Source organism: Alistipes sp. An54 (assembly GCF_002159375.1).
Taxonomy (GTDB): domain Bacteria; phylum Bacteroidota; class Bacteroidia; order Bacteroidales; family Rikenellaceae; genus Alistipes; species Alistipes megaguti.
Map to the genome: position 1 here is coordinate 120,461 of NZ_NFIA01000008.1, position 24,232 is coordinate 144,692.

Below are 24,232 nucleotides of genomic sequence, written 5' to 3' on the forward strand. Positions count from 1 at the left end.
TTTTCCTTTAAAAGAGTTGGTATTCAATGGTGGCACTTTCAAGTTCTCCGTTGTCGCTTTGTTTGTAGTCGATGACTCGGACGCGGACATAAGAGTATCCGATTTGTCCGAAACGAATCAGGTAACTGCCGTCCGGAATGAAATAACTGTATGCAACCTCGGCATATGATCCTCCGCTTGTCAGTCCTTCCAGATTTCTTATTTTCTCATAATACCATTCGTGATCGGCAGTCTTGCAGGTTTCGTCGATCTCTTCCAGTTTTGTTGTAACACCAAGAAAAGTAATACCTCCGTAATTATAGGTCCCTATTGTATAGGGCCAACGGATATTTGTAAGCGTATAAGAGCCCTTGTTTTCGTAGTAAAGAAGTGCAATGTAATTCCGGATTAATTGAATTGAGAATTTGCAGTTAAAATCTTTATGTAGAACATACGATCCATCTTTTTTTAATGTCATTCGCTTGATTTCCTCGGTAGGCGTATAATCGATGACCTCTTCCGGGTTATCTGCCAGATCGGTGTTGTCGTCGTTTGAAGAACAATTCCCGAAAACGAATAACGATGTGATGCAGGACAGGATGTAAAACAATTTTTTCATTTTTGGCGATTTTAAGAGTTTTGTGTGTCGGGGCCCAGGTTGACGATTGAGTTTGTTGCGAGGGCGACGGACATGAAAAAAGCGTGGGCCCAGACTTTATATCCTACTCTTGGGTATCGCCAAACACCCTGCCTTTGGATAACGAGTAAAGCCCACGCTGAACAGCGTGAGCGCAAATTCCGTTCTCAAAGGCTAAAATTTGGAGATTTTAAGAGTAGAGAATGAAAGTTCCGCTTTCTATGTGTTTTGCGCACGTGGCGCCGGTTCTGCAGCCGTTTATCTCATGGGCAAATGCGATTGGTTCATATTGACAAAGATACGGAATAATCGGGAAACGGCAAGGCCCTCCGCGTTGAAAATCACGCGGCGGACATCCCGTTCGGGGGTGTCCGCCGCATCCGTTCGGGCCGGCCGGTTACTCTTCGAAGGCTTTGAGCCAGTCGAGCAGTGCCGCCTGCCACTCGGCCTTGTAGCGGAACGAGTCGCGGATGCCCCATCCGTGGCCGCCCGTGGGGTAGATGTGCATCGAGGCCTTCACGCCGTGCTCCTTCAGGGCGTTGTAGTAGCGCGTGCTGCTCACCGGCGGTACGGTGCGGTCGTCGTCCGAAAGCAGCAGCAGGGCCGGGGGTGTCTGTCGTGTCACCTGGTTTTCGAGCGAATAGCGGGCGTTGGTCTCGGCCGTGCGGTTCTCCTTGCCCACCAGCTGGTTGAACGATCCCTGATGTCCGGGATTCGCCGTGATGACCGGATAGAAGAGCAGCGAGAAGTCCGGTCTTACGCTCCCCATCGTCGAGGTGTAGGCGGCCAGATGGCCTCCGGCCGAGAAGCCCATGATGCCGACCTTCCGGCAGACGAAGGCCTCGGCGCCGGGAACCTCGCCGCGCAGCAGCCGCAGCGCCTGTTCGGCATCCTCGAGCGGAACCTCCGGATGACCGTTCGGCAGGCGGTACTTCAGGACGGCAGCCGTGATGCCGTTCTCCGCAAGCCAGCGGGCCACCTCGACCCCTTCGTGGTCGATGGCCAGACGCGAGTAGCCGCCGCCCGGGCAGATCACGACGCCCAGTCCCGTCGGGGCATGGCGCGAGGTGTCGGCCGGATAGAGAAAGAGTTCGGCCGTCGAGGTGTTGGCCAGCCGGTTGGGTTCGGGCTCCTCTTCGGGGGTGGTGATCCCGTTGCTGTGGGGGGCCGAGGCGTTGTCCCAGATACGGATCGTGGCGGCCTGGCCATACTCCCGTGCCGATGCGTTGACGCTCATAAGCAGAAGTGACAGAATGGATAAAAGGGTTCGGTTCATGGTTTCCGGTTTTTTTTGGGGGGGGGTCGGGTTTGGGGGTCGGGTTTGGAAAAGAGTCCCGGGCGTGGCCGGGACTCTCTCTCTTGGCGGTTCGTCGGAGCTGATCGGGGTGTGGGCGGTTCGGTTGCCCCGGGGTCAGATGACGATGTTGATGATCTTGCCCGGGACGACGATCACCTTCTTCGGGGTCTTGCCCTCGATCCACTTCTGGGCCTCGGGGGCCGTGACGACGTCGGCCTGAATCTCGGCCGGGGTCATCGACATGGCGTACTCCTTCTTGAAGCGCAGCTTGCCGTTGACCGATACCGGGTATTCGAACGAGTTCTGTACGAGGTGTTTTTCGTCATAGGTCGGGTATTGTGCATCGCATACCGAGCCGCTCTTTCCGAGGGCCTCCCAGAGCTCCTCGGCGATGTGCGGGGCGAAGGGGGCGATCAGCACCACGAGCGGTTCGAGGATCGCCCGTTTCGAGCAGTCGCCCAGTTCGTTGAGGCAGATCATGAAGGCGGCCACCGAGGTGTTGAACGAGAAGTTTTCGATATCCTCGCTCACCTTTTTGATCGTCTTGTGCAGCGTGCGCAGCTCCTTTTCGGTGGGTTGTTCGTCCGAAACGCTGAACGCTCCGTCGCGGTTGTAGAAGAGCCGCCAGAAGCGGCGCAGGAACTTGTGAACACCGTCGATGCCGTTCGTGTCCCAGGGTTTCGACTGCTCGAGCGGTCCGAGGAACATCTCGTACATGCGCAGCGTGTCGGCGCCGTAGGTGTCGACGATGTAGTCGGGGTTGACGACGTTGTACATCGACTTCGACATCTTCTCGATGGCCCAGCCGCAGACATACTTGCCCTCCTCGAGGATGAACTCCGCATCGCGGAACTCCGGACGCCACGCCCGGAAGGCGTCGAGGTCGAGCAGGTCGTTGCGGACGATGTTCACGTCGACGTGGATCTCCTGCGTCTCGTACTGGTCGCGCAGCCCGAGCGAGACGAACTTGTTGGTGCCGACGACGCGGTAGACGAAGTTCGACCGGCCCTGGATCATGCCCTGGTTGACGAGCTTCCTGAAGGGCTCCTCCTCGCAGACGCAGCCCAGGTCGTAGAGGAACATGTTCCAGAAACGCGAGTACATGAGGTGACCCGTGGCGTGCTCGATGCCGCCGACGTAGAGGTCGACGTTGCGCCAGTACTCGTCGGCCTCCCGGCCCACGAGTGCTTGTTCGTTGTGCGGGTCCATGTAGCGCAGGTAGTAGGCCGACGATCCGGCGAAGCCCGGCATGGTCGACAGCTCATAGGGGTAACCCTCCGGAGTCTGCCACCCCTTGACGCGGGCCAGCGGCGGTTCGCCCTGCTCCGTGGGGCCGAAGTTCTCGATCGGCGGCAGTTCGAGCGGCAGCTTGTCCATCGGCAGCGGATAGGCCGTGTCGTCCTTGTAGTAGATCGGGAAGGGCTCGCCCCAGTAGCGCTGGCGCGAGAAGATGGCGTCGCGCAGGCGGTAGTTGACCAGGCGTTTGCCCAGACCGCGGCGCTCGACCTCGCGGAACATCACCTGAATGGCCTCCTTGACATCCATGCCGTTGAGGAAGTCCGAGTTGATCATCCGTCCCGACTTGGCGTCGTAGGACTCCTTTTCGACGTCGCCGCCCTCGACCACCGGCGTGATCTCCAGCCCGAAGTGGCGGGCAAAGGCCCAGTCGCGCGAGTCGTGGGCCGGAACGGCCATGATGGCGCCCGTCCCGTAGCCGGCCAGCACGTAGTCCGAGATGTAGATCGGAATGGCGCGCCCCGTGAAGGGGTTGACGGCATAGGAGCCCGTCGCCACGCCGCTCACGCGTTTCGTGTCGGCGATGCGGTCACGCTCCGAGCGCTTCTTCGTCTCCTGGAGGTAGGCCTCGACGGCAGTACGGTTCTCCGGGGTGGTCAGCTCGCCGACCCACTCGTGCTCGGGGGCGATGACCATGAACGTCACGCCGAAGATCGTATCGGGGCGCGTCGTGAAGATCTCCAGCTTCTTCTCCGAACCCTGGATGTCGAAGAAGACCTGCGCACCCTCCGACCGTCCGATCCAGTTGCGCTGGATCTCCTTGAGCGAATCGCTCCACTCGAGCCGGTCCAGCCCGTCAAGCATCCGCTGGGCATAGGCCGTCACGCGCAGCAGCCACTGCTTCATGCGCTTCTGCTCGACCGGATAGCCGCCGCGCACCGACAGTCCGTCGTGCACCTCGTCGTTGGCCAGTACGGTGCCCAGTTTCGGGCACCAGTTGACCATCGTGTCGGCGCGGAAGGCGAGGCGGTAGTTCTGCAGGACCTGTTCGCGGCGCTTCTCGTCCCACGCGTTCCACTCGTCGGCCGTGAAGTGCAGCTCCTGCGTCGAGGCGGCGTCGATCCCCTCGGTGCCGCTCTTTGCGAAGGCGGCCGTGAGCTCCTCGATGGGACGGGCCTGCTGGCGCTTGCGGTTGTAGTAGTGGGAGAACATCTCGAGGAAGGCCCACTGCGTCCACTTGTAGTAGGCGGGGTCGCACGTGCGCACCTCGCGGTCCCAGTCGAACGAGAAGCCGATCTTGTCCAGCTGCTCGCGATAGCGGGCGATGTTCTGTTCGGTGGTGACGGCCGGATGCTGGCCCGTCTGGATGGCATACTGCTCGGCCGGAAGTCCGAAGGCGTCGTAACCCATCGGGTGCAGGACGTTGAAACCCTTCAGCCGTTTGTAGCGTGCGTAGATGTCCGAGGCGATGTAGCCCAGCGGGTGCCCGACGTGAAGTCCCGCCCCCGAGGGGTAGGGGAACATGTCCAACACGTAGAATTTCGGACGCGAGGGGTCCGTCTCCACCTTGTAGGTCTTCCGTTCGCGCCAGCGCTGCTGCCACTTTGGCTCGATCTCCTTGAAATTGTACTCCATATCTTGTCGGATCTATTTTCGGATTTTCCGACAAAAATACGAAAAGTTTTTCAGATTGAACCCTTTTTGGGGATTCTTTGCATGGACGGGGTTGTGTGCGGCGGTTTGTTCTGCCGTGCGGGGCCGGCTCCCGGTCCGGATCTGCCGGATCCGTCGGATCGGCGGGCAGCGCGGTGCGGCTGTAACGGTTTTTTTGCAGTCGGGCTGCCCGGACCGGTGGGGCGATACGGCCGCCCGCTCAGTTGTTGCCGGAAGTGTCGCCCGAGTCCTCCGCGCCGGTCGTTTCGTCGCTTTTGTAGTGCGGCACGACGTACATCGCGTAGGCCTCGCCGCGTCCCAACGTATAGAGAAGATCGCTGCCCTTCCAGACGACGGCGTGGCGGCTGCTGCCGAAGAGCGTCCCGGCCGTGAAGAGATCGTCGCCCCAAGCCGCCACGGCGTAGGGCATGCTGCCCGAGGAGGTGCCGTCCGAAAGGGTGTAGAGCTGTGTGCCGTTCTTCCAGACGACGCCCTGCTCCTCGAAGTCCGGTTTCGTGTAGTAGCCGACCGTGTAGAGCTCCCCGTCGGTCATCCACAGCGACATTGCCTCGGCCGACGACGAACCGTCGGTCAGCGTGTAGAGCAGTTTGCCGTTCTTCCAGACGACAGCCTCCTCGCCCTTCGATCCGGCGGCATAGAGCGTCCCGCCCGCCAGGAAGAGCCCCCGGACATCGCCCGGTGTGGTGCCGTCGGTCAGCGTTTCGTAGGCGTCGCCGTTCAGCCAGATCTGCCCGACCTGCTGCGTGCCGCCCGTCAGCAGATTTCCGGCCGCATAGAGGTCTGATCCCGCGAGCAGCAGCGTCCGGGCCTGCGACGAGGCCGGAGTGACCGAATAGGTGTACAGCACCGAGCCGTTTTTCCAGACGGTGGCTGTCAGCGAGCCGTCGACGGTCGTGCTGCCGGCCGCATAGACGTCGCCGTTCGATACGGCCACGGCCATGGCGTAGGAGTTGCTGCCGGAGGCGCCGAGCGTGTATTTCAGCGTCCCGTTCTCCCACAGGCAGGCGACGACGTGTCCGTCGGTCTGCTCCTCGTAGCCGGCCGTGTAGAGGGTTCCGTTGTCGACACAGAGGGCATGGGCCCAGGCATTCGACGTACCGTCGGTCAGCGCGTAGAGCTCCTGTCCGTTTTTCCAGACGGTGGCTGCAGCCTTCGAGTCGACCCGTTTGTAGCCGGCCGTGTAGATGTCGTAGGAGGTCGGTTGCGGAGCCGGAGGGGTCGGAGTCGGGTTCGGAGTGCCGGCGTTCGAATCGTCCGAACTGCAAGCCGTGCCGCAAAGCAGAAGCGCCAGCAGCGGGGTGAAGAGTGTGAGCATGGTCTGTTTCATCGTTTTGTCGCAATTGGTGTTCGGTCGTGGTTCCTGTGAGGGGCGTTCGGCCCCGCACTCCCGGGCAAGGGAGCAAAGTCCGTGCCGACCCTCTTTTCCGGCTGCGGATGCCGGGCGAAGAGCGGGCGGCAATCGTAAACGTAAAAAAACGCAGCCGGATGGCTGCGTCGCGGATCGGTCTGTCGGATCGGTCGTAGGTGTATCGGATCGGGATTCGGACTATTCGTAAATGATTCGGGTCGTTTCGGGGACCGATATCAGCATATTGGCATCCTTGTGTGCCTGTAGCATGCGCAACTCTTTCAGCGAGGTCATCTGGATGGCGAAGAGTTGTGTAAGTTTCGGGTTCTTCGTTACGTCGAGCGTCTCGATCTGGTTGGTGAAGTTCGGCATCATGTTGATGTAGAGGAGTTCGAGTTCCGGGTTGTGGCCTACGTCGAGGGCTGTGAGCCGGTTGCCCTGTACGAAGAGAGACCGCAGTTTCGGATTGTGGGACAGGTCGATCGACGTCAGGGCGTTGTTGTTGCAGTTGAGGGTCTCCAACTCGGGGAGACGGCTCACGTCGAGCGCTGTCAGTTTTCCGTACATCAGGGCCAGGTCTTTCAGCCGGGTGTTGCGGCTCAGGTCGACCGACGTGAATTCGCACATGGTGCAGGAGAGCTTTTCGAGTCCGGTGAAGTTCTCGATTCCGCTCAGGGAGGTGATGCCGGTGAGCTTCTTGTCCGTATTGGCGTCGAGCGTCAACGTCGTCACCGAAGCGGCTTCGTCGTTTGTGAGCACTCCGTCGCCGTTGGTGTCATACTGGCTCGTGCAATAGTTTCCGAAGGCCGGGTCCTCGAATGTCACGGGAAGGAACTCCCCCCCCCTTGTTCTTCCTTCCCCTTGTCGCACCCGGCGGCCAGAACGGACAGGGAAAGCAGCAGGAATAATTTTTTCATGGGCAGAGAATTAGTGAGATTTTTTTGTTGGTGGTGTCGGTGTTCCGGTTTCTGACAAATGTAGTTTTTTTCTTTCTGTTCTGCAAGTTTTTTCGCTCTATTCTTTCTGTTCTGCAAGAGCGCGCGGTCCTTGTCGGGCGAAAGCCGCGTTTGAGGAATTCTCCCTGCATGTACACCCTCGTTCGCGTGTTCCCCGCGCCGCTTTTAAGCGGATGATGAACAACTGATTACGGGCATACGTATAAGCTTTTTGATATAGTTTTTCGGAAAGCATCAGCAAAAAGAATAGCAAACCGGTCAAAATCGTCGAAAAACCCGAAAAAAGATGGTCTTATATATTGTATTTCCAAAAAAATGCGTACCTTTGCAGTCCATTTTGGACAATGGAGATAGAATTTTTTAACCATTAAAGGACAGTTTTTACAATGCCAACTATTCAACAGTTAGTGAGAAACGGTCGTCTGTCGCTCGAGGACAAATCGAAGTCCCCGGCCCTGGCCGCTTGTCCCCAGCGCCGTGGCGTCTGCACGCGTGTGTACACCACGACCCCCAAGAAGCCTAACTCGGCTATGCGTAAGGTGGCTCGTGTGCGTCTGACCAACGGCAAGGAGGTCAACGCCTACATCCCCGGCGAAGGCCACAACCTGCAGGAGCACTCGATCGTGCTGGTTCGCGGCGGACGTGTGAAGGACCTCCCGGGTGTACGTTACCACCTGGTTCGCGGAGCTCTCGACTCGGCCGGTGTGGACGGACGTCGCCAGCGTCGCTCGAAGTACGGTGCAAAACGCCCCAAGGCAGGCAAGTAATCCCCCGAAACTCTCACTGGAGAAAAAATCTTTAGACAACATTTATAGCAATGAGAAAAGCTAAGCCAAGAAAGCGAATTCTACTTCCGGATCCGAAGTTCGGAGACGTGGCCGTGACCCGTTTCGTGAACAACCTCATGCTGGATGGTAAGAAGAGTATTGCCTACACGATTTTCTACGACTCGCTCGAAATCGTCGGCAAGAAGATGAAGGATGCTGATAAATCTCCGCTGGAAATCTGGAAACAGGCCCTGGAGAACATCACGCCCCAAGTCGAAGTGAAATCGAAGCGTATCGGTGGCGCAACGTTCCAGGTTCCTATGGAGGTTCGTCCGGAGCGCAAGATTTCTATTTCCATGAAAAACCTTGTCCTCTATTCCCGCAAGCGCGCCGGCAAGACGATGGCTGATAAGCTCGCAGCAGAGATCATGGATGCCTACAACCAGCAGGGTGCCGCCTTCAAACGCAAGGAGGAGATGCACCGCATGGCCGAGGCCAACAAGGCATTCGCTCACTTCAGATTCTAAACAAGGTAATCAGAAATGGCAACCAGAGACTTACATTATACGCGTAATATCGGTATCATGGCCCACATCGATGCCGGTAAGACCACGACGTCCGAGCGAATCCTTTTCTACACGGGTAAGACCCACAAGATCGGCGAGGTTCACGAGGGTGGCGCCACCATGGACTGGATGGTCCAGGAGCAGGAGCGCGGTATCACCATCACCTCGGCCGCCACGACGGCCTTCTGGCACTACAAGGACCACCAGTATCAGATCAACCTGATCGATACCCCGGGACACGTCGACTTCACCGTCGAGGTGGAGCGTTCGCTCCGCGTGCTGGATGGCGCTATCGCCACGTTCTGCGCCGTGGGTGGCGTGGAGCCCCAGTCCGAGACCGTATGGCACCAGGCCGACAAGTATCACGTTCCCCGTATCGGCTACGTCAACAAGATGGACCGTACGGGTGCCGACTTCTTCTCGGTATGCGCCCAGATCAAGCAGCACTTCGGTGCTACGGCTCTCCCGGTTGTCCTCCCCATCGGTGCCGAGGACAAGTTCGAGGGTCTGGTAGACCTTATTTATAATAACGCGATCTACTACTTCGACGACAAGACCGTGCGCGACAACTTCGAGATCCGCGAGATCCCCGAGTCGATGAAGGCCGAGGCCGCCGAGTGGCGCGCCAAACTCATCGAGGAGGTCGCCTCGACGGACGACGCCCTGATGGAGAAGTTCTTCGAGGATCCCGATTCGATCACCCCCGACGAACTGCTGGCCGCCATCCGTAAGGCTACGATCTCCATGCAGCTCGTGCCGATGCTCTGCGGCTCGTCGTTCCACAACAAGGGCGTGCAGAAGCTGCTCGACTACGTGATGGCCTTCCTGCCCTCGCCGCTGGACGTGCCCCCCGTACACGGAATCAACCCCAAGACCGACGAGGAGGAGGTCCGCCACGCTTCGGAGGACGAGCCGTTCTGCGGTCTGGCCTTCAAGATCGCTACCGACCCGTTCGTAGGTCGTCTGGCCTTCGTACGCGTATACTCGGGTAAACTCGATGCCGGTTCCTACGTGCTCAACTCCCGCAGCGGCAAGCGCGAGCGTATCAGCCGTATCTACCAGATGCACGCCAACAAGCAGAACCCCATGGAGAGTGTCAGCGCCGGTGACATCTGCGCCGCCGTCGGCTTCAAGGAGATCCGCACGGGCGATACGCTCTGCGCCGAGAACGCCCCGATCGTTCTGGAGCAGATGACCTTCCCCGAGCCGGTGATCGGTCTGGCCGTAGAGCCCAAGACCCAGAAGGATCTCGACAAACTGGGCATCGCCCTGGCCAAGCTGGCCGAGGAGGATCCTACCTTCACGGTACACACCGACGAGGATTCGGGTCAGACCGTGATCAGCGGTATGGGTGAGCTTCACCTGGACATCATCGTCGACCGTCTGCGCCGCGAGTTCGGTGTGGAGATCAACCAGGGTGCTCCGCAGGTGAACTACAAGGAGGCTCTTACCAAGACGATCCAGCACCGCGAAGTCTTCAAGAAGCAGACCGGTGGTCGTGGTAAGTTCGCCGACATCATCTTCGAGATCGGTCCCGCCAGCGAAGGCAAGATGGGGCTGGAGTTCGTCGATCAGGTCAAGGGCGGAAACATCCCCAAGGAGTTCATTCCTTCGGTTCAGAAGGGCTTCGAGGCTGCAATGGCCAACGGCGCTCTGGCCGGCTATCCGATGGACTCGATGAAGGTGACGCTGCTTGACGGTTCGTTCCACCCCGTCGACTCCGATCAGCTGTCGTTCGAAATTGCTGCCCGCAACGGTTACCGCAACGCCGCTCCGAAGGCCGGTTCCGTCATCCTCGAGCCCGTGATGACGGTCGAGGTTGTAACCCCCGAGGAGAACATGGGTGATATCATCGGCGACCTGAACAAGCGCCGCGGTCAGATCACCGGCATGGAGACCAAGGGCCCGGCCCGCGTCGTAAAGGCCAAGGTGCCTCTGGCCGAGATGTTCGGTTACGTAACGGTACTGCGTACGATCTCGTCGGGTCGCGCTACCTCGTCGATGGAGTTCTCGCACTTCGAGGAGGTACCTGCCAACCTCGCCAAGGAGATCATCGAGAAAGCAAGCGGTAAACGTAAGGATATAGAATAAGCAAACGATATGAACCAGAAGATTAGAATCAAGTTAAAGTCGTTCGATCACAATCTGGTCGACAAGTCGGCCGAAAAGATCGTTAAGACCGTGAAGAGCACGGGCGCCGTTGTCAGCGGCCCGGTGCCCCTTCCCACGCACAAGCAGATTTTTACGGTCAACCGCTCGACGTTCGTCAACAAGAAGGCCCGCGAGCAGTTCCAGCTCTGCACCTTCAAGCGGATTCTCGACATCTACTCGTCGACCCCCAAGACGATCGACGCGCTGATGAAGCTCGAGCTTCCTTCGGGTGTCGAGGTCGAGATCAAGGTCTGATCCGGCGGGGAGGGGAGGTGAGCTCTCCGGCATGGTGACAACGGGGCTGGGCCCGGTTGAAGCGGCCGGATGGAGGGAGCGCCTCTTCCATAGAGAGCCATTTCGGACGCCTCCGGCCGGTCGGACGGATCGGTCGGAGGCCCACCCGAAAAAACGGTCCCGCAAGAGACCGATGGCCTGAAGAAAACTTCACTTTACACATTTATAACAAACAATTGACAACAAATGTCAGGACTTATTGGAAAGAAAATCGGAATGACTTCCGTTTACAGTGCCGAGGGTAAGAACATACCATGCACTGTCATTGAGGCTGGTCCGTGCGTTGTTACGCAAATCAAAACCGTCGAGAAGGACTCCTACGAGGCGGTTCAGATTGCCTATGACGAGAAAAGTGAAAAGCACACCACCAGCAGTCTGTTAGGCCACTTCAAGAAGGCCGGCACGACCCCCAAGCGCAAGCTCGCAGAGTTCAAGGGGATGCCCGAAGTGGCACTCGGCGACACGCTGACCGTAGACCTCTTCTCGGAGGAAGACTGGGTCGACGTGACCGGGATCTCGAAAGGTAAAGGCTTCCAGGGCGTTGTGAAACGCCACGGCTTCGGCGGCGTCGGCGGCCAGACTCACGGCCAGCACAACCGTCAGCGCAAACCCGGTTCGCTGGGTGCATCGTCTTACCCTTCGCGCGTATTCAAGGGCAAGCGTCTCCCCGGACAGATGGGCGGCGAGCAGGTCAAGGTTCTGAACCTGAAAGTTTTGAAAGTAATTCCCGAGAGCAACCTGATCCTCGTGAAGGGTTCGATTCCGGGAGCCAAAGGTGCTTATTTAACGATTGAGAAGTAGTATGGAATTAGCTGTATTGAACACCCAGGGTCAAGAAACGGGTCGTAAGGTAGTCCTTTCGGATGCCGTTTTCGGCGTGGAGGCTAATGACCACGCAATCTACCTCGACGTAAAGCAGTATCTGGCCGATCAGCGTCAGGGTACGCACAAGGCCAAGCAGCGTAACGAAGTAGCCGGTTCGACGCGCAAGCTGAAGCGTCAGAAGGGTACCGGCGGCGCCCGTTGCGGCAGCATCCTTTCGCCGCTCTTCCCGGGAGGCGGCCGTGTATTCGGTCCGCAGCCCCGCGACTACCGCTTCAAGCTCAACAAGAAGCTCAAGCAGCTGGCCCGTCGCAGCGCCCTTACGTACAAGGCCCAGGCCGGCGTGATCTGCGTGGTCGAGAACATCCAGCTCGATGCCCCGAAGACCAAGACCGTCGTGGCACTTGCCGAGGCGCTGAAGGTCGACGACAAGAAGGTGCTGCTCGTCCTTCCGGAGTCGAACACCAATCTCCAGATCTCGTGCCGCAACCTCTCGTACGTCAAGCCCGTTCTGGCTCAGAACGTCTGCACGTACGACGTGATGAACGCTTCGGCAATCGTCATGGTCGAGGGCGCCGAGAATGTATTGAATACGATGTTAGCTTAAAAACGCAAGAGTTACAATGAACATTATTATTAAGCCCGTTTTGACCGAGAAAATGACGATTCAGGGCGAAAAGTTGAATCGCTACGGTTTTATCGTTGACGTGAGGGCTAACAAACTGCAAATCCGCAATGCCGTAGAGCAGATGTACAACGTCGTGGTGACGGATGTCAACACCGTGAACTACATGGGCAAGCTCAAGAGCCGCTACACCAAAGCCGGTCTGCTCGAAGGTCGTGCGAACAACTTCAAGAAGGCGATTGTCACCTTGAAGGATGGAGACAAGATCGATTTTTACAGTAATATCTAACGAAGATGGCAGTAAGAAAATTTAAACCTGTAACCGCAGGTACGAGACATAAGATTATCGGCACGTTCGACGAGATCACCAAGTCGACGCCGGAGAAGTCGCTCCTGAGCCCCAAGAAGAGCACGGGCGGCCGTAACAATGCCGGTAAGATGACCGTCCGCTACATCGGCGGCGGCCACAAGCAGATGTATCGTAACGTCGACTTCAAACGCGCGAAGGACGGCATCGCTGCAACTGTAAAATCGATCGAGTATGACCCGAACCGTACGGCACGTATCGCCCTGCTGGTATACGCCGACGGAGAGAAGCGTTATATCATCGCACCCAACGGACTCCAGGTGGGTCAGACCGTGATGAGCGGCGCCGGTGTCGCTCCGGAGGTCGGCAACACGCTCTTCCTGAGCGAGATTCCTCTGGGAACCGTTATCCACAACATCGAACTCTACCCCGGTCAGGGTGCCGCCATGGCACGTTCGGCCGGCTCGTACGCCCAGCTGCTGGCTCGTGAGGGCAAATTCGCCATCATCAAGCTGCCTTCGGGCGAGACTCGTATGGTACTCGTTACTTGCCGCGCTACGGTAGGCGTCGTGTCGAACCTCGACCACAGCCTCGAGCAGTCGGGCAAGGCCGGTCGCGAGCGCTGGCTCGGCCGCCGTCCGCGCAACCGTGGTGTCGTTATGAACCCTGTCGATCACCCGATGGGTGGTGGTGAAGGCCGTGCATCCGGTGGTCACCCCCGTTCGCGCAAGGGTCTGCTTGCCAAGGGTTACAAGACCCGTAACCCGAAGAAGACCACTTCGAAGTTCATTATTTCCAAGAAGAAAAAATAATTAAATAAGAGTACATAATGAGCCGTTCATTAAAAAAGGGACCGTTTATCGACCCGAAACTCGAGGCAAAGGTGGTCGCACAGGCCGAGGGTAACAAGAAGTCGGTCATCAAGACCTGGTCGCGTGCCAGCATGATCTCTCCCGACTTCGTCGGCCAGACGATCGCTGTCCACAACGGAAACAAATTCATTCCGGTCTACGTAACTGAGAACATGGTAGGGCACAAGCTCGGTGAGTTCGCTCCCACCCGCAACTTCCGTGGTCATGCCGGTAACAAGAAAAAATAGGTAGAAAATGGGTGCAAGAAAAGCAAATATGGCCGAAAAACTGAAGGCCGAAAAGAAGCAGAAGGCAATCGCCATCATGCGTGATTGCCCGACCTCGCCCCGCAAGATGCGCCTGGTGGCCGACATCATCCGCGGTGTGGAGATCAACAAGGCGCTGGGCATCCTGCGTTATTCGAAGAAAGAGGCATCGATCCGCATGGAGAAGCTCCTCAAGTCGGCTATCGCCAACTGGGAGACCAAGAACGAGAACGAGCGTCTGGAAGATACGAAACTCTGCGTCAAGGAGGTATTCGTAGACGGCGGCCGCATGCTGAAGCGTATTCAGGCAGCCCCCCAGGGCCGTGCCCACCGGATCCGCAAGCGTTCGAACCACGTTACGATCGTTGTGGACAAAATGGTAACCGTTGAAAAAACCGTTGAAAACAAGTAAAACAGATGGGACAGAAAGTTAATCCGATAGCAAATCGTCTTGGTATCATCCGCGGCTGGGATTCGAACTGGTTCGGCGGCAAGGACTTCTCCGACAAACTCGTAGAAGACGCCAAGATCCGCAAGTATCTGAACGTCCGTCTGGCCAAGGCGTCGATCTCGAAGATCATCATCGAGCGAACGCTCAAACTCGTGACGGTTACGATTTCGACGGCCCGCCCGGGTATCATCATCGGCAAGGGCGGCCAGGAGGTCGACAAACTCAAGGAGGAGCTCAAGAAGCTCACCGGCAAGGAGATTCAGATCAACATCTTCGAGGTGAAGCGTCCGGAGGTTGACGCCGTGATCGTGGGTCAGAACATCGCCCGCCAGCTGGAGGGCCGTGTATCGTTCCGCCGCGCCGTGAAGACCGCCGTCGCATCGACGATGCGTATGGGTGCCGAAGGTATCAAGGTTCAGGTTGCCGGCCGTGTGGGCGGCGCCGAGATGGCCCGTACCGAAACCGTCAAGGAGGGTCGTATTCCGCTGCATACGTTCCGCGCAGACATCGACTACTGCCTGACCGAAGCCCTCACGAAGGTGGGTATCCTCGGTGTGAAGGTATGGATCTGCCAGGGTATCGTTTATGGCAAGCGCGACCTGTTCGAGATCGCCGGCGCTTCGTCCCAGGCTCCGTCGGGCGAGCGCGGCGAGCGTCGTGACCGTCGCGGCGACCGTCGCGGTGACCGTCGCGGACGCCGCGGTGGCGACCGTCGCAACAACAATCAGTAGTAAGTAGGACCTTTTTAAAGCAGAACTAACATGTTACAGCCGAAAAAGACCAAATTTAGAAGAATGCAGAAAGGCCGTATGAAAGGTATCGCTCAAAGAGGTAACCAACTTGCATACGGATCGTTCGCAATCAAGGCTCTGGAGTCCTCGTGGATCACCGGTCGTCAGATCGAGGCCGCGCGTCAGGCCATCACCCGTTGCATGAAGCGTGAGGGCCAGCTCTGGATCCGCATCTTCCCCGATAAACCCATCACGAAGAAGCCTGCCGAGGTACGTATGGGTAAAGGTAAAGGTAATCCGGAAGGATTCGTAGCCCCCGTAACGCCGGGCCGCATCCTGTTCGAGGCCGAGGGAGTGCCCCTGGCCGTAGCGCAGGAGGCTCTCCGTCTGGGCGCCCAGAAGCTGCCGATCACCACCAAGTTCATCGTACGGCGTGACTACGTCGAAACCACAATTTAAGGGAGACACAACATGAAAAGTGCAGAAATCAAGGATATTTCGATCAAGGACCTGCAGGAGCGCATCGAGGCCGAGAAAGCTCAGCTTGCCAAGCTCAAGGTGCAGCATGCCGTGTCCCCCGTCGAGAATTCGTCGATCATCAAGAAAAACCGCAGAGATATAGCTCGCATGCTGACGATTCTGCGTCAAAAAAACGCCAAATAAGTAAGAACCATGGAAAGAAATCTTAGAAAAGAGCGTATCGGAGTGGTCGTCAGCAACAAAATGGCCAAAACCATCGTAGTGGCCGTTGCTCGTAAGGTCAAGCATCCTATCTACGGCAAGTTCGTGAACAAGACCACCAAGTTCGTCGCCGAGTCGCTCGATGAAACCTGCAAGGAGGGCGATACCGTACGGATCATGGAGACCCGTCCGCTCAGCAAAACGAAGCGTTGGAGATTAGTACAAATCATTGAAAGAGCTAAGTAGTTATGATACAACAGGAAAGTAGACTCGTAGTAGCCGACAACAGCGGTGCGAAGGAGGTTCTTTGCATCCGTGTGCTCGGCGGTACGAAGCGTCGCTATGCATCGATCGGCGACAAAATCGTGGTGGCCGTCAAGAGCGCTTCTCCTTCGGGTGACGTCAAGAAGGGCGCCGTATCCAAGGCCGTCGTCGTGCGTACGACCAAAGAGATCCGCCGTGCCAACGGTTCGTACATTCGTTTCGACGACAACGCCGTGGTGCTGCTCAACAACCAGGGTGAAATGCGCGGAACCCGTATCTTCGGCCCCGTAGCCCGCGAGCTGCGTGACCAGTACATGAAGATCATCTCCCTCGCCCCCGAAGTTTTGTAATCATAAAAACTGTTTCGAATATGAAATTGCATATTAAGAAAGGGGATCAGGTTCAGGTTATCGCCGGTGACTCGAAGGGCCGGCAGGGTAAAGTCCTGAAGGTCGAGGTCTCCAAGCAGCGCGCAATCGTCGAGGGTTTGAACCTCTGCAAGAAGGCCACCAAGCCCAATGCCAAGAACCCTCAGGGCGGTATCGTCGAGAAAGAGGCCCCGATTCACGTGTCGAACCTCATGCTGATCGACCCCAAGTCGGGCAAACCCACCAAGGTTGGTCGCAAACTCGACTCCAAAGGTAAATTAGTTCGTTTCGCTAAAAAGTCAGGGGAGGAGATCAAATAATGGCTTACGTACCTACACTCAAGACCCAGTATAAGGAGCAGATCGAACCTGCCCTTATGAAGGAGTTCGGCTACACGAGCGTCATGCAGTGCCCGAAACTCGTCAAGATCGTCATCAACCAAGGAATGGGCCAGGCCGTTGCCGACAAGAAGCTCATCGACGTGGCTCAGGCCGAGCTGACGCTGATCGCCGGACAGAAGGCCGTTCAGACCCACTCGCGCAAGGATATCTCCAACTTCAAGCTGCGTAAGGGTATGCCCATCGGCGTACGCGTGACGCTGCGCGACAACAAGATGTACGAGTTCCTCGAGCGTCTGATCGCCGTGGCACTGCCGCGTATCCGCGACTTCAAGGGTATCAACGAGAAGTTCGACGGCCAGGGCAACTACACCCTCGGCATCACCGAGCAGATCATCTTCCCGGAGATCGACATCGACAAGATCACGAAGATCTTCGGCATGGAGATCACCTTCGTCACCACGGCCAAGACCGACGAAGAGGCTTATGCCCTGCTCCGTGAGTTCGGTCTTCCTTTCAAAAACGCTAAAAAGAACTAAGCTATGGCAAAAGAATCGATGAAAGCCCGCGAGGTAAAGCGTGCAAAACTCGCCAAGCGCTACCAGCACAAACGCGAGGAGATCGCTGCCAAGGTAAAGAGCGGTGAGATGGACCACGAGGAGGCATGGCAGGCCCTTTCGAAGCTGCCGCGCAACTCCAACCCCATCCGCCAGCACAACCGCTGCAAGATCACGGGCCGTCCCAAAGGATACATCCGCCTGTTCGGCATCAGCCGTATCCAGTTCCGCGAGATGGCATCCAAGGGCCTGATCCCGGGCGTTACGAAGGCCAGCTGGTAGTCCCGAGGGGCGCCGGAGTGGGCGAGAGAAGGGGACGAGAGAAGGGGACGAGAGAAGGAGGCGAGAGAAGGGGGCACGAAGAGGTGCCGGAGTGGTGTCGCAGAGAGGCTGCAGTGGTACCGGAGAGGTGCAGTTGTGGTGACCCTGCAATGGGCTGAGGCGTTGCCGCCCAGGTCCGCAATCCGCTCGAGTCCCGTCGGTGAGCCCGGGAGCAATGAAAAAGGTTCCGCTTTCCGGAAGGTGAGGAGCCTGTGCGGCGCAAGCCGCGGAGGAGACGGAGCTAATAGGGGTGTACGACCCATGCAGATACGTCACAGTATCGGGGAAAGTGCCGCCACAAGCGGTAACTTCCCGATATGTGGGGCGTAACGGAAAGTCGCACACTGGGTTACAGATTCCTCGGACCAAGAGGCCGGAATCGGGTGCCACGCAGAGGGCCGACCGTCAGGTCGGGTCGCCGCGGGGGTGGTCGATGACCGGTTTTCGGGTCGTCGAAGCAGGATTTCTGTACGGATGATGTTAGCAGCCGCTGTGTGTGCTAACATTTCCGTATTCCTGCAGGACCCGGAAAAACGCTAAAAATCAGGCGATAATCTTGGCTGTTTGGAAAATAATGCGTATATTTGCGCGCTTTTGGGTGCTCGTGTGCGTATGCGAACGCGTGTCCAGGGGTGGGCGAAGGGGAATGAGAAAGGGAGGGTTTCCCGATGGCAATTCTCTGAGCCACAAAACATTGAAAACTTTTTATTCATTTAATTTTTAACTTCTATTCGTTATGACTGATCCTATTGCGGACTTTCTGACCAGAATTAGAAACGCGGTGAAAGCCAACCACAAGGTGGTTGAAGCTCCCGGTTCAAAAATTAAACAGGAGATCACCAAGATCCTCTACGAGCAGGGCTACATCCTGGCCTACAAGTTCGACACCGATGAGAAGGGCCATCCTTCGATCAAGATCGCACTGAAGTGGGATGCCGCCACGAAGACCAACGCCATCAAGGACCTTAAGCGCGTCAGCCGTCCGGGTCTGCGCCAGTATGCGTCGGTTTCGGACATGCCCCGCGTACTGAACGGTCTGGGTATCGCCATCCTCTCGACTTCGAAAGGCATCATGACCGACGCCAAGGCACGTAAGGAGAACGTCGGCGGCGAGGTGCTGTGCTACATCTACTAATAATTAAAAATCAACGCAATGTCAAGAATTGGTAAATTACCTGTAAACTTGCCTGCCGGAGTAACCGTCGAGGTCGCTCCCGACAATACGGTAAGCGTGAAAGGGCCGCTTGGAACGCTGAGTCAGAAGGTTGACTCGGATATCAAGGTAGAGGTCAGCACGCACACGGATCCCCACACCGGCAAGGAAATCCCGGCCGTCTTCGTATCGCGCCCGACCAACCAGCCGCGTCACCGCTCGCTCCATGGCCTCTATCGCGCCCTGATCCACAATATGGTCGTCGGCGTATCGAAGGGCTATGAGATCAAGCAGGAGCTCGTCGGCGTGGGCTACAAGGCCGAAGTCAAGGGCCAGGTGCTCGAGATGAGCCTCGGTTATTCGCACGATACCTACTTCCTGCTCCCGAAGGAGGTCACCGCTACGGCCGTTACCGAGAAGAAGGGTAACCCGATCGTAACGCTGAAGTCGATCGACAAGCAGCTCATCGGTCAGGTCGCTGCGAAGCTCCGCTCGCTGCGCAAGCCGGAACCCTACAAGGGCAAGGGTATCAAGTTCGTAGGCGAACAGCTGCGTCGTAAGGCCGGTAAGTCCGCTGGTGCAAAATAGTTAATCGTCTGAAATTATGTCACTGAACAAGATAGAAAGAAGAGCGCGGATCAAGATGCGTATCCGCAAGATCGTCAGCGGAACGCCCGAACAGCCCCGTATGACGGTATTCCGCAGCAACAAGCAGATCTATGTGCAGTTTATCGACGACCAGGCTGGCGTAACGCTCGCCACGGCATCGTCGCTCGACAAGGAGATTGCCGGGGCCGCTGCCGGAAAAACCAAGTGTGAAATCGCGTCGCTGGTGGGCAAACTGGCCGCCGAGCGTGCCGTTGCCAAGGGAATCTCGGCCGTTGCTTTCGACCGTAACGGATACCTCTATCACGGAAGAGTAAAACAGTTGGCCGAAGCTGCTCGCGAAGCCGGTCTTAAATTCTAATCGATCATGGCAAATACCAACATAAAGAAAGTTCGCACGAGCGATCTGGAACTCAAGGACCGTCTCGTCAGCATCCAGCGTGTCACGAAGGTGACCAAGGGTGGTCGTACGTTCAGCTTTTCGGCCATCGTGGTCGTGGGCAACGAGGACGGCGTCGTAGGTTACGGCCTGGGCAAGGCCTCGGAGGTGCAGGCCGCCATCGCCAAAGGCGTGGAGGATGCCAAGAAAAACCTCATCAAGATCCCGGTTATTAACGGTACGATTCCTCACAAGCAGGAGTTCCGCTATGACGGTTCGCTCGTGATGATCCGTCCGGCCGCTCCCGGTACGGGTATCATCGCCGGCGGTGCCATGCGTGCCGTTCTGGAGTCGGTAGGCGTGAAGAACGTGCTGGCCAAGAGCAAGGGCTCGTCGAACCCCCACAACCTCGTCAAGGCAACCATCGGTGCGCTGTGCGAGCTTCGCGACGCCGCAAGCATCGCCCGTCTGCGCGGCATCTCGATGGATCAGGTGTTTAACGGTTAATTCTTCAAGAAGAAATGGCAAGACTGAAAATAACCCAGATCAAAAGCCGCATCGGTGCCACGGAGCGTCAGTGCAAGAACCTCGACGCGCTGGGACTCAAGCGGATCAACGCCAGCGTCGAGCACGACGATTCGGTGATCATCAAGGGTATGATCGAGCGCGTGAAGCACCTCGTGAAGGTCGAGGTCGTTGCGCAATAAGTTTAACTCAGCAAACGGTTTTAAAGCAACATGGAACTCAATAATCTCAAACCTGCAAAGGGTTCAACGCATCACGACAAACGAATCGGTCGCGGTGCCGGATCGGGTCACGGCGGAACCGCAACCCGTGGTCACAAGGGAGCACAGTCGCGTTCGGGCTACTCGCGCAAGCTCGGCTTCGAGGGTGGTCAGATGCCGCTGCAGCGTCGACTGCCGAAGTTCGGTTTCACGAACCTCAAGCGCGTGGAGTTCAAGGCGATCAACCTTGAAGCCCTGGAGGACCTGGCTGCCAAGAAGCAGCTCACGGAGATTACGGTTGACACGCTGATCGCCGCAGGTTTCATCTCGTCGAACGACAAGGTGAAGATCCTCGGCAACGGCGCCCTGACGAAGGCCCTGGCCGTCAAGGCCCACGCCTTCTCGAAGAGCGCCGAGGCAGCCATCACGGCAGCCGGCGGCAGCGTGGAAAAACTGTAAGAACCTTAGAAACCCAAAACTATGAATCAGTATCTCGTTGTTGGTATCGTCTTTATAGTGGTGATCGCTCTACTGGCGACCAACAAGAAATTGGTAGAAACGCTCAAGAACATCTACAAGATCGAGGAGCTCCGCAAGCGTGTGCTGTACACGATCGGGCTGCTGCTTGTATACCGCTTGGGCAGTTTCGTTGTGATTCCGGGTATCAACCCCAATGCCCTGGGCGAGGGATCGGCGTATGCCAGCCAGCTTGAAGGCAACGGACTTCTGGGTCTGTTGAACGTATTCTCGGGCGGCGCATTCGGCAACGCGGCGATCTTTGCACTCGGAGTCATGCCGTATATCACCGCCTCGATCATCATCCAGCTGATGGGTATGATGATTCCGTATTTCCAGAAGATGCAGAAGGAGGGTGAGAGCGGCCGCCGCAAGATGAACCAGTGGACGCGTTTCCTGACGATCGGCGTGCTGATCCTTCAGGGCCCGGCCTACATTGCCAACCTGTATCACCAGGTTCCGCAGGCGTTCGTCTACGGCAACACGTTCGGCTTTGTTGCCTATGCGACCACGATTCTGATCGCCGGAACGATGTTCATCATGTGGCTCGGCGAAAAGATCACGGACAAGGGTATCGGCAACGGCATCTCGCTTATCATCATGATCGGTATCGTGGCCCGTCTGCCTCACGCCCTGCTGGCCGAGGTCAACGCCCGTATCCAGAGCGCTACGGGCAGCGCCATCATGCTGATTCTCGAGCTGGTGCTGCTGTTCTTCGTCTTCATGGCAACCATAGCCCTGGTACAGGCCGTGCGCAAGGTGCCTGTACAGTATGCCAAACGTATCGTCGGTAACAAACAGTACGGCGGAGTGCGTCAGTACATCCCCCTGAAGATGAATGCGGCCAACGTGATGCCGATCATCTTTGCCCAGGCGCTGATGTTCATCCCCGCGCTGTTCTCCGGAACGGCCTTTGCGGCTGCCTTCAGCTCGATGACCGGTTTCTGGTACAACTTTACGCTGGCAGTGCTGGTGATCGCCTTCACCTATTTCTATACGGCGATCATCATCAACCCTCAAATGATGGCCGATGACATGAAGCGCAACGGCGGCTTTATCCCGGGCGTAAAACCGGGCAAGCAGACCGTGAACTACATCGATACCATCATGACGCGCATTACGCTCCCGGGCTCGTTCTTCCTGGCCATCGTGGCAATTCTGCCGGCCCTGGCCATGAAGTTCCTCGGCATCCAGCAGTCGTTCGCCTACTTCTACGGCGGAACGTCGCTGCTGATCATGGTGGGCGTTGTGCTCGACACTCTGAAGCAGATCGAGAGCTACCTGCTGATGCGCCATTACGATGGTCTGATGAAGACCGGACGTATTCAGGGTCGTCATTAGGAGTTTTTCCGAGGAGTTTTAAGCATAAGAGTCCATGATTCATTTGAAAACAGACGAGGAGATCGAATTGCTCCGCGAAAACAATATTCTGGTGTCGAAAACCCTGGCGGAAGTGGGGCGTCACATCCGTCCGGGGATCTCGACCCTGGAGTTGGACCGGATCGCTGAAGAGTTCATCCGGGCTCACGGAGCAGTCCCCGCTTTCCTCGGATACGAAGGATACCCGGCGTCGTTGTGCATTTCGGTCAACGAGCAGGTAGTCCACGGTATCCCGTCTTCGAAATGCGTCCTTAAGGAGGGCGACATCGTTTCGATCGATTGTGGTACGTTTATGAAGGGGTTTGTTGGTGATTCGGCGTATACGTTCGCCGTAGGCGAGGTGTCGGAGGATGTACGACAGCTCATGGAGGTCACCAAAGAGGCTCTTTATAAAGGTACGGCACAGGCCAAGGCCGGCAACCGCGTAGGCGACGTGTCGGCGGCCGTGCAGGAGTACTCCGAAAGTTTCGGCTACGGAGTGGTGCGCGAACTGGAGGGACACGGACTGGGTCGCAAGATGCACGAAGACCCCGGCGTCCCCAATTACGGCGCACGCGGCAGAGGCCCCCTTCTGCGAGAGGGAATGGTCATCTGCATCGAACCGATGATCACGCTTGGCAACAAGGCCGTGGTATTCGAACGGGATGGCTGGACGGTCCGCACGCGCGACCGCAAACCGGCGGCTCACTACGAGTTTGCCGTTGCGATCCGCAAGTCGGGCCCCGACGTTCTGACGGACTTCCGTATCATCGAACAGGCAATTAACAACTGAAACTCTATGGCAAAACAAGCTGCTATCGAACGCGACGGCACGATTATCGAAGCCCTTTCGAACGCGATGTTCCGCGTCGAGCTGGACAACGGTCATGTGCTGACCGCGCATATCTCCGGAAAGATGCGCATGCACTACATCAAGATCCTTCCCGGGGATAAAGTTAAAGTGGAGATGACGCCCTACGACCTTACAAAGGGGCGGATTTCCTTCCGGTACAAATAATTAGATCGCTTGAAAAATGAAAGTTAAAGCATCCATCAAGAAGAGAAGCGAGGATTGCAAGATTGTAAAGCGTAAGGGCAAACTGTACGTCATTTGCAAGAAGAATCCCAAGTTCAAAATGCGCCAGGGTTAGTTTAATCAGTTAAAAAAGACAAAATTTCAATATGGCACGTATTGTCGGTGTAGATTTACCGAAAAACAAAAGAGGCGAGATCGGCCTGACCTATATCTACGGTATCGGTCGTTCTACGGCTCGCAAGATTCTCGACGCCGCAGGCATCAGCTACGACGTCAAAGTACAGGATTGGACCGACGACCAGGTCGGCGCCATCCGTTCGCAGATCGCCGAGATGGGGATCAAGGTCGAGGGCGAGTGCCGCTCGATGGTTCAGTTGAACATCAAGCGCCTGATGGATATCGGCTGCTATCGCGGCATCCGTCACCGTCTGGGCCTTCCGGTCCGCGGCCAGTCGACCAAGAACAACGCGCGTACCCGCAAGGGCCGCAAGAAGACCGTCGCAAACAAGAAAAAGGCAACGAAGTAATCTTTAGAGAATTATGGCAAAGAAAACTGGAACAGTCAAGAAGAAGGTTGTTAAGGTTGGTGCCGTGGGTAACGCCTACGTACACTCCACTTTCAACAACGTAATCATCACCATCACCAACGAGGTGGGTGATGTCATCAGCTGGTCGTCGGCCGGTAAGATGGGATTCCGTGGTTCGAAGAAGAATACGCCGTATGCCGCTCAGACGTCGGCCGCCGATTGCGCCAAGGTCGCTTACGACATGGGTCTGCGCAAGGTGAAGGTCTACGTCAAGGGTCCGGGTGCAGGCCGTGAGTCGGCCGTACGTACGATCCATGGTGCCGGTATCGAGGTGATGGAGATCATCGACGTCACTCCGCTGCCGCACAACGGCTGCCGTGCTCCCAACCGTCGTCGTGTATAAGGTACGGTTACGGAGAAAACAATTCACGATTCTTTAAATAG

General features: G+C 57.1%; 35 protein-coding genes. 30 read left to right on the forward strand and 5 right to left on the reverse strand.

Going from position 1 to position 24,232, the window contains the following annotated elements; genetic code table 11:
* Window positions 1-7: 7 nt before the first annotated feature.
* The 5 genes from B5G09_RS09190 to B5G09_RS09210 all read right to left on the reverse strand — a co-directional run bounded on the left by B5G09_RS09190 (window position 8) and on the right by B5G09_RS09210 (window position 6,996).
* Window positions 8-598: a hypothetical protein gene (locus tag B5G09_RS09190; protein ID WP_143256523.1), complete on the reverse strand. Its 591-nt coding sequence runs from the start codon at window positions 596-598 to the stop codon at window positions 8-10.
* Window positions 599-1,013: 415 nt separating this feature from the next.
* Window positions 1,014-1,853 (reverse strand): alpha/beta hydrolase, encoded by an 840-nt coding sequence (locus B5G09_RS09195; RefSeq protein ID WP_087404953.1) that lies wholly within the window; start codon window positions 1,851-1,853, stop codon window positions 1,014-1,016.
* A 174-nt stretch (window positions 1,854-2,027) separates the two neighbouring features.
* Window positions 2,028-4,784, reverse strand: a complete 2,757-nt coding sequence (gene leuS, locus B5G09_RS09200; RefSeq protein WP_087404954.1) for a leucine--tRNA ligase — start codon at window positions 4,782-4,784, stop codon at window positions 2,028-2,030.
* Window positions 4,785-5,022: 238 nt separating this feature from the next.
* On the reverse strand, window positions 5,023-6,150 hold the full coding sequence (locus B5G09_RS09205; protein ID WP_087404955.1) for a hypothetical protein: 1,128 nt from the start codon (window positions 6,148-6,150) through the stop codon (window positions 5,023-5,025).
* A 219-nt stretch (window positions 6,151-6,369) separates the two neighbouring features.
* On the reverse strand, window positions 6,370-6,996 hold the full coding sequence (locus tag B5G09_RS09210; protein ID WP_087404956.1) for a leucine-rich repeat domain-containing protein: 627 nt from the start codon (window positions 6,994-6,996) through the stop codon (window positions 6,370-6,372).
* Window positions 6,997-7,513: 517 nt separating this feature from the next.
* Between B5G09_RS09210 and rpsL the strand changes: the two genes are divergently transcribed.
* From rpsL to rpsK, 30 genes are all read left to right on the forward strand, one after another.
* Entirely contained in the window at window positions 7,514-7,894 is a 381-nt protein-coding gene (gene rpsL, locus B5G09_RS09220) for a 30S ribosomal protein S12 (RefSeq protein WP_087311249.1), read from the forward strand.
* A 50-nt stretch (window positions 7,895-7,944) separates the two neighbouring features.
* Entirely contained in the window at window positions 7,945-8,421 is a 477-nt protein-coding gene (gene rpsG / locus B5G09_RS09225) for a 30S ribosomal protein S7 (protein ID WP_087311250.1), read from the forward strand.
* A 15-nt stretch (window positions 8,422-8,436) separates the two neighbouring features.
* Window positions 8,437-10,551 carry an elongation factor G gene (gene fusA / locus B5G09_RS09230; protein ID WP_087311251.1) on the forward strand — a complete coding sequence of 705 codons (2,115 nt, stop codon included), beginning with the start codon at window positions 8,437-8,439 and terminating at the stop codon, window positions 10,549-10,551.
* Between the two features lie 9 nt (window positions 10,552-10,560).
* Window positions 10,561-10,866: a 30S ribosomal protein S10 gene (gene rpsJ, locus B5G09_RS09235; protein ID WP_004329464.1), complete on the forward strand. Its 306-nt coding sequence runs from the start codon at window positions 10,561-10,563 to the stop codon at window positions 10,864-10,866.
* A 225-nt stretch (window positions 10,867-11,091) separates the two neighbouring features.
* Entirely contained in the window at window positions 11,092-11,706 is a 615-nt protein-coding gene (rplC, locus tag B5G09_RS09240; protein ID WP_087311252.1) for a 50S ribosomal protein L3, read from the forward strand.
* 1 nt (window position 11,707) lies between these two features.
* The gene (gene rplD, locus B5G09_RS09245) at window positions 11,708-12,334 is read left to right on the forward strand and encodes a 50S ribosomal protein L4 (RefSeq protein WP_087311253.1); all 627 of its coding nucleotides are present in this window, start codon (window positions 11,708-11,710) and stop codon (window positions 12,332-12,334) included.
* A 16-nt stretch (window positions 12,335-12,350) separates the two neighbouring features.
* Window positions 12,351-12,641 (forward strand): 50S ribosomal protein L23, encoded by a 291-nt coding sequence (gene rplW / locus B5G09_RS09250; protein WP_087263386.1) that lies wholly within the window; start codon window positions 12,351-12,353, stop codon window positions 12,639-12,641.
* A 5-nt stretch (window positions 12,642-12,646) separates the two neighbouring features.
* Window positions 12,647-13,471 (forward strand): 50S ribosomal protein L2, encoded by an 825-nt coding sequence (rplB, locus tag B5G09_RS09255; protein ID WP_087311254.1) that lies wholly within the window; start codon window positions 12,647-12,649, stop codon window positions 13,469-13,471.
* Window positions 13,472-13,488: 17 nt separating this feature from the next.
* Complete coding sequence (gene rpsS, locus B5G09_RS09260) at window positions 13,489-13,758, forward strand: 30S ribosomal protein S19 (protein WP_009597568.1); 270 nt, start codon at window positions 13,489-13,491, stop codon at window positions 13,756-13,758.
* Window positions 13,759-13,765: 7 nt separating this feature from the next.
* Window positions 13,766-14,188: a 50S ribosomal protein L22 gene (gene rplV / locus B5G09_RS09265; protein WP_087404958.1), complete on the forward strand. Its 423-nt coding sequence runs from the start codon at window positions 13,766-13,768 to the stop codon at window positions 14,186-14,188.
* 5 nt (window positions 14,189-14,193) lie between these two features.
* Complete coding sequence (gene rpsC, locus B5G09_RS09270; RefSeq protein ID WP_087311256.1) at window positions 14,194-14,958, forward strand: 30S ribosomal protein S3; 765 nt, start codon at window positions 14,194-14,196, stop codon at window positions 14,956-14,958.
* Window positions 14,959-14,988: 30 nt separating this feature from the next.
* On the forward strand, window positions 14,989-15,417 hold the full coding sequence (rplP, locus tag B5G09_RS09275; RefSeq protein ID WP_087311257.1) for a 50S ribosomal protein L16: 429 nt from the start codon (window positions 14,989-14,991) through the stop codon (window positions 15,415-15,417).
* Between the two features lie 12 nt (window positions 15,418-15,429).
* Window positions 15,430-15,621: a 50S ribosomal protein L29 gene (rpmC, locus tag B5G09_RS09280; protein WP_087311258.1), complete on the forward strand. Its 192-nt coding sequence runs from the start codon at window positions 15,430-15,432 to the stop codon at window positions 15,619-15,621.
* 9 nt (window positions 15,622-15,630) lie between these two features.
* Window positions 15,631-15,885, forward strand: coding sequence for a 30S ribosomal protein S17 (gene rpsQ / locus B5G09_RS09285; RefSeq protein ID WP_087311259.1), 255 nt, complete (start codon window positions 15,631-15,633; stop codon window positions 15,883-15,885).
* A gap of 2 nt (window positions 15,886-15,887) precedes the next feature.
* Window positions 15,888-16,253 carry a 50S ribosomal protein L14 gene (rplN, locus tag B5G09_RS09290; protein ID WP_087311260.1) on the forward strand — a complete coding sequence of 122 codons (366 nt, stop codon included), beginning with the start codon at window positions 15,888-15,890 and terminating at the stop codon, window positions 16,251-16,253.
* Window positions 16,254-16,273: 20 nt separating this feature from the next.
* Complete coding sequence (rplX, locus tag B5G09_RS09295) at window positions 16,274-16,591, forward strand: 50S ribosomal protein L24 (protein ID WP_087404959.1); 318 nt, start codon at window positions 16,274-16,276, stop codon at window positions 16,589-16,591.
* On the forward strand, window positions 16,591-17,148 hold the full coding sequence (gene rplE / locus B5G09_RS09300) for a 50S ribosomal protein L5 (RefSeq protein WP_087311261.1): 558 nt from the start codon (window positions 16,591-16,593) through the stop codon (window positions 17,146-17,148). Before rplX ends, rplE begins: the two co-directional genes overlap by 1 nt.
* 3 nt (window positions 17,149-17,151) lie before the next feature.
* Window positions 17,152-17,448 (forward strand): 30S ribosomal protein S14, encoded by a 297-nt coding sequence (rpsN, locus tag B5G09_RS09305; RefSeq protein WP_162608259.1) that lies wholly within the window; start codon window positions 17,152-17,154, stop codon window positions 17,446-17,448.
* A 775-nt stretch (window positions 17,449-18,223) separates the two neighbouring features.
* Window positions 18,224-18,622, forward strand: a complete 399-nt coding sequence (rpsH, locus tag B5G09_RS09310) for a 30S ribosomal protein S8 (RefSeq protein ID WP_087311262.1) — start codon at window positions 18,224-18,226, stop codon at window positions 18,620-18,622.
* An 18-nt stretch (window positions 18,623-18,640) separates the two neighbouring features.
* Window positions 18,641-19,228, forward strand: coding sequence for a 50S ribosomal protein L6 (gene rplF, locus B5G09_RS09315; RefSeq protein ID WP_087311263.1), 588 nt, complete (start codon window positions 18,641-18,643; stop codon window positions 19,226-19,228).
* Between the two features lie 16 nt (window positions 19,229-19,244).
* The gene (gene rplR / locus B5G09_RS09320) at window positions 19,245-19,607 is read left to right on the forward strand and encodes a 50S ribosomal protein L18 (protein WP_087311264.1); all 363 of its coding nucleotides are present in this window, start codon (window positions 19,245-19,247) and stop codon (window positions 19,605-19,607) included.
* 6 nt (window positions 19,608-19,613) lie between these two features.
* Entirely contained in the window at window positions 19,614-20,132 is a 519-nt protein-coding gene (gene rpsE, locus B5G09_RS09325; protein WP_087263398.1) for a 30S ribosomal protein S5, read from the forward strand.
* A 14-nt stretch (window positions 20,133-20,146) separates the two neighbouring features.
* Entirely contained in the window at window positions 20,147-20,332 is a 186-nt protein-coding gene (gene rpmD, locus B5G09_RS09330) for a 50S ribosomal protein L30 (RefSeq protein ID WP_087311265.1), read from the forward strand.
* 30 nt (window positions 20,333-20,362) lie between these two features.
* Complete coding sequence (gene rplO / locus B5G09_RS09335; RefSeq protein WP_087404960.1) at window positions 20,363-20,809, forward strand: 50S ribosomal protein L15; 447 nt, start codon at window positions 20,363-20,365, stop codon at window positions 20,807-20,809.
* Between the two features lie 21 nt (window positions 20,810-20,830).
* A complete protein-coding gene (secY, locus tag B5G09_RS09340) occupies window positions 20,831-22,207 on the forward strand; it encodes a preprotein translocase subunit SecY (RefSeq protein WP_087311267.1) in 1,377 nt (458 codons plus the stop codon).
* A 34-nt stretch (window positions 22,208-22,241) separates the two neighbouring features.
* A complete protein-coding gene (map, locus tag B5G09_RS09345) occupies window positions 22,242-23,018 on the forward strand; it encodes a type I methionyl aminopeptidase (RefSeq protein WP_087311268.1) in 777 nt (258 codons plus the stop codon).
* Between the two features lie 6 nt (window positions 23,019-23,024).
* Window positions 23,025-23,243: a translation initiation factor IF-1 gene (gene infA / locus B5G09_RS09350; protein WP_009597667.1), complete on the forward strand. Its 219-nt coding sequence runs from the start codon at window positions 23,025-23,027 to the stop codon at window positions 23,241-23,243.
* Between the two features lie 16 nt (window positions 23,244-23,259).
* Entirely contained in the window at window positions 23,260-23,376 is a 117-nt protein-coding gene (ykgO, locus tag B5G09_RS09355) for a type B 50S ribosomal protein L36 (protein ID WP_010262443.1), read from the forward strand.
* A gap of 31 nt (window positions 23,377-23,407) precedes the next feature.
* Window positions 23,408-23,788, forward strand: a complete 381-nt coding sequence (rpsM, locus tag B5G09_RS09360; protein ID WP_087311269.1) for a 30S ribosomal protein S13 — start codon at window positions 23,408-23,410, stop codon at window positions 23,786-23,788.
* A 13-nt stretch (window positions 23,789-23,801) separates the two neighbouring features.
* Window positions 23,802-24,191, forward strand: a complete 390-nt coding sequence (gene rpsK, locus B5G09_RS09365) for a 30S ribosomal protein S11 (protein WP_022307380.1) — start codon at window positions 23,802-23,804, stop codon at window positions 24,189-24,191.
* The last annotated feature ends 41 nt before the right edge of the window (window positions 24,192-24,232 follow it).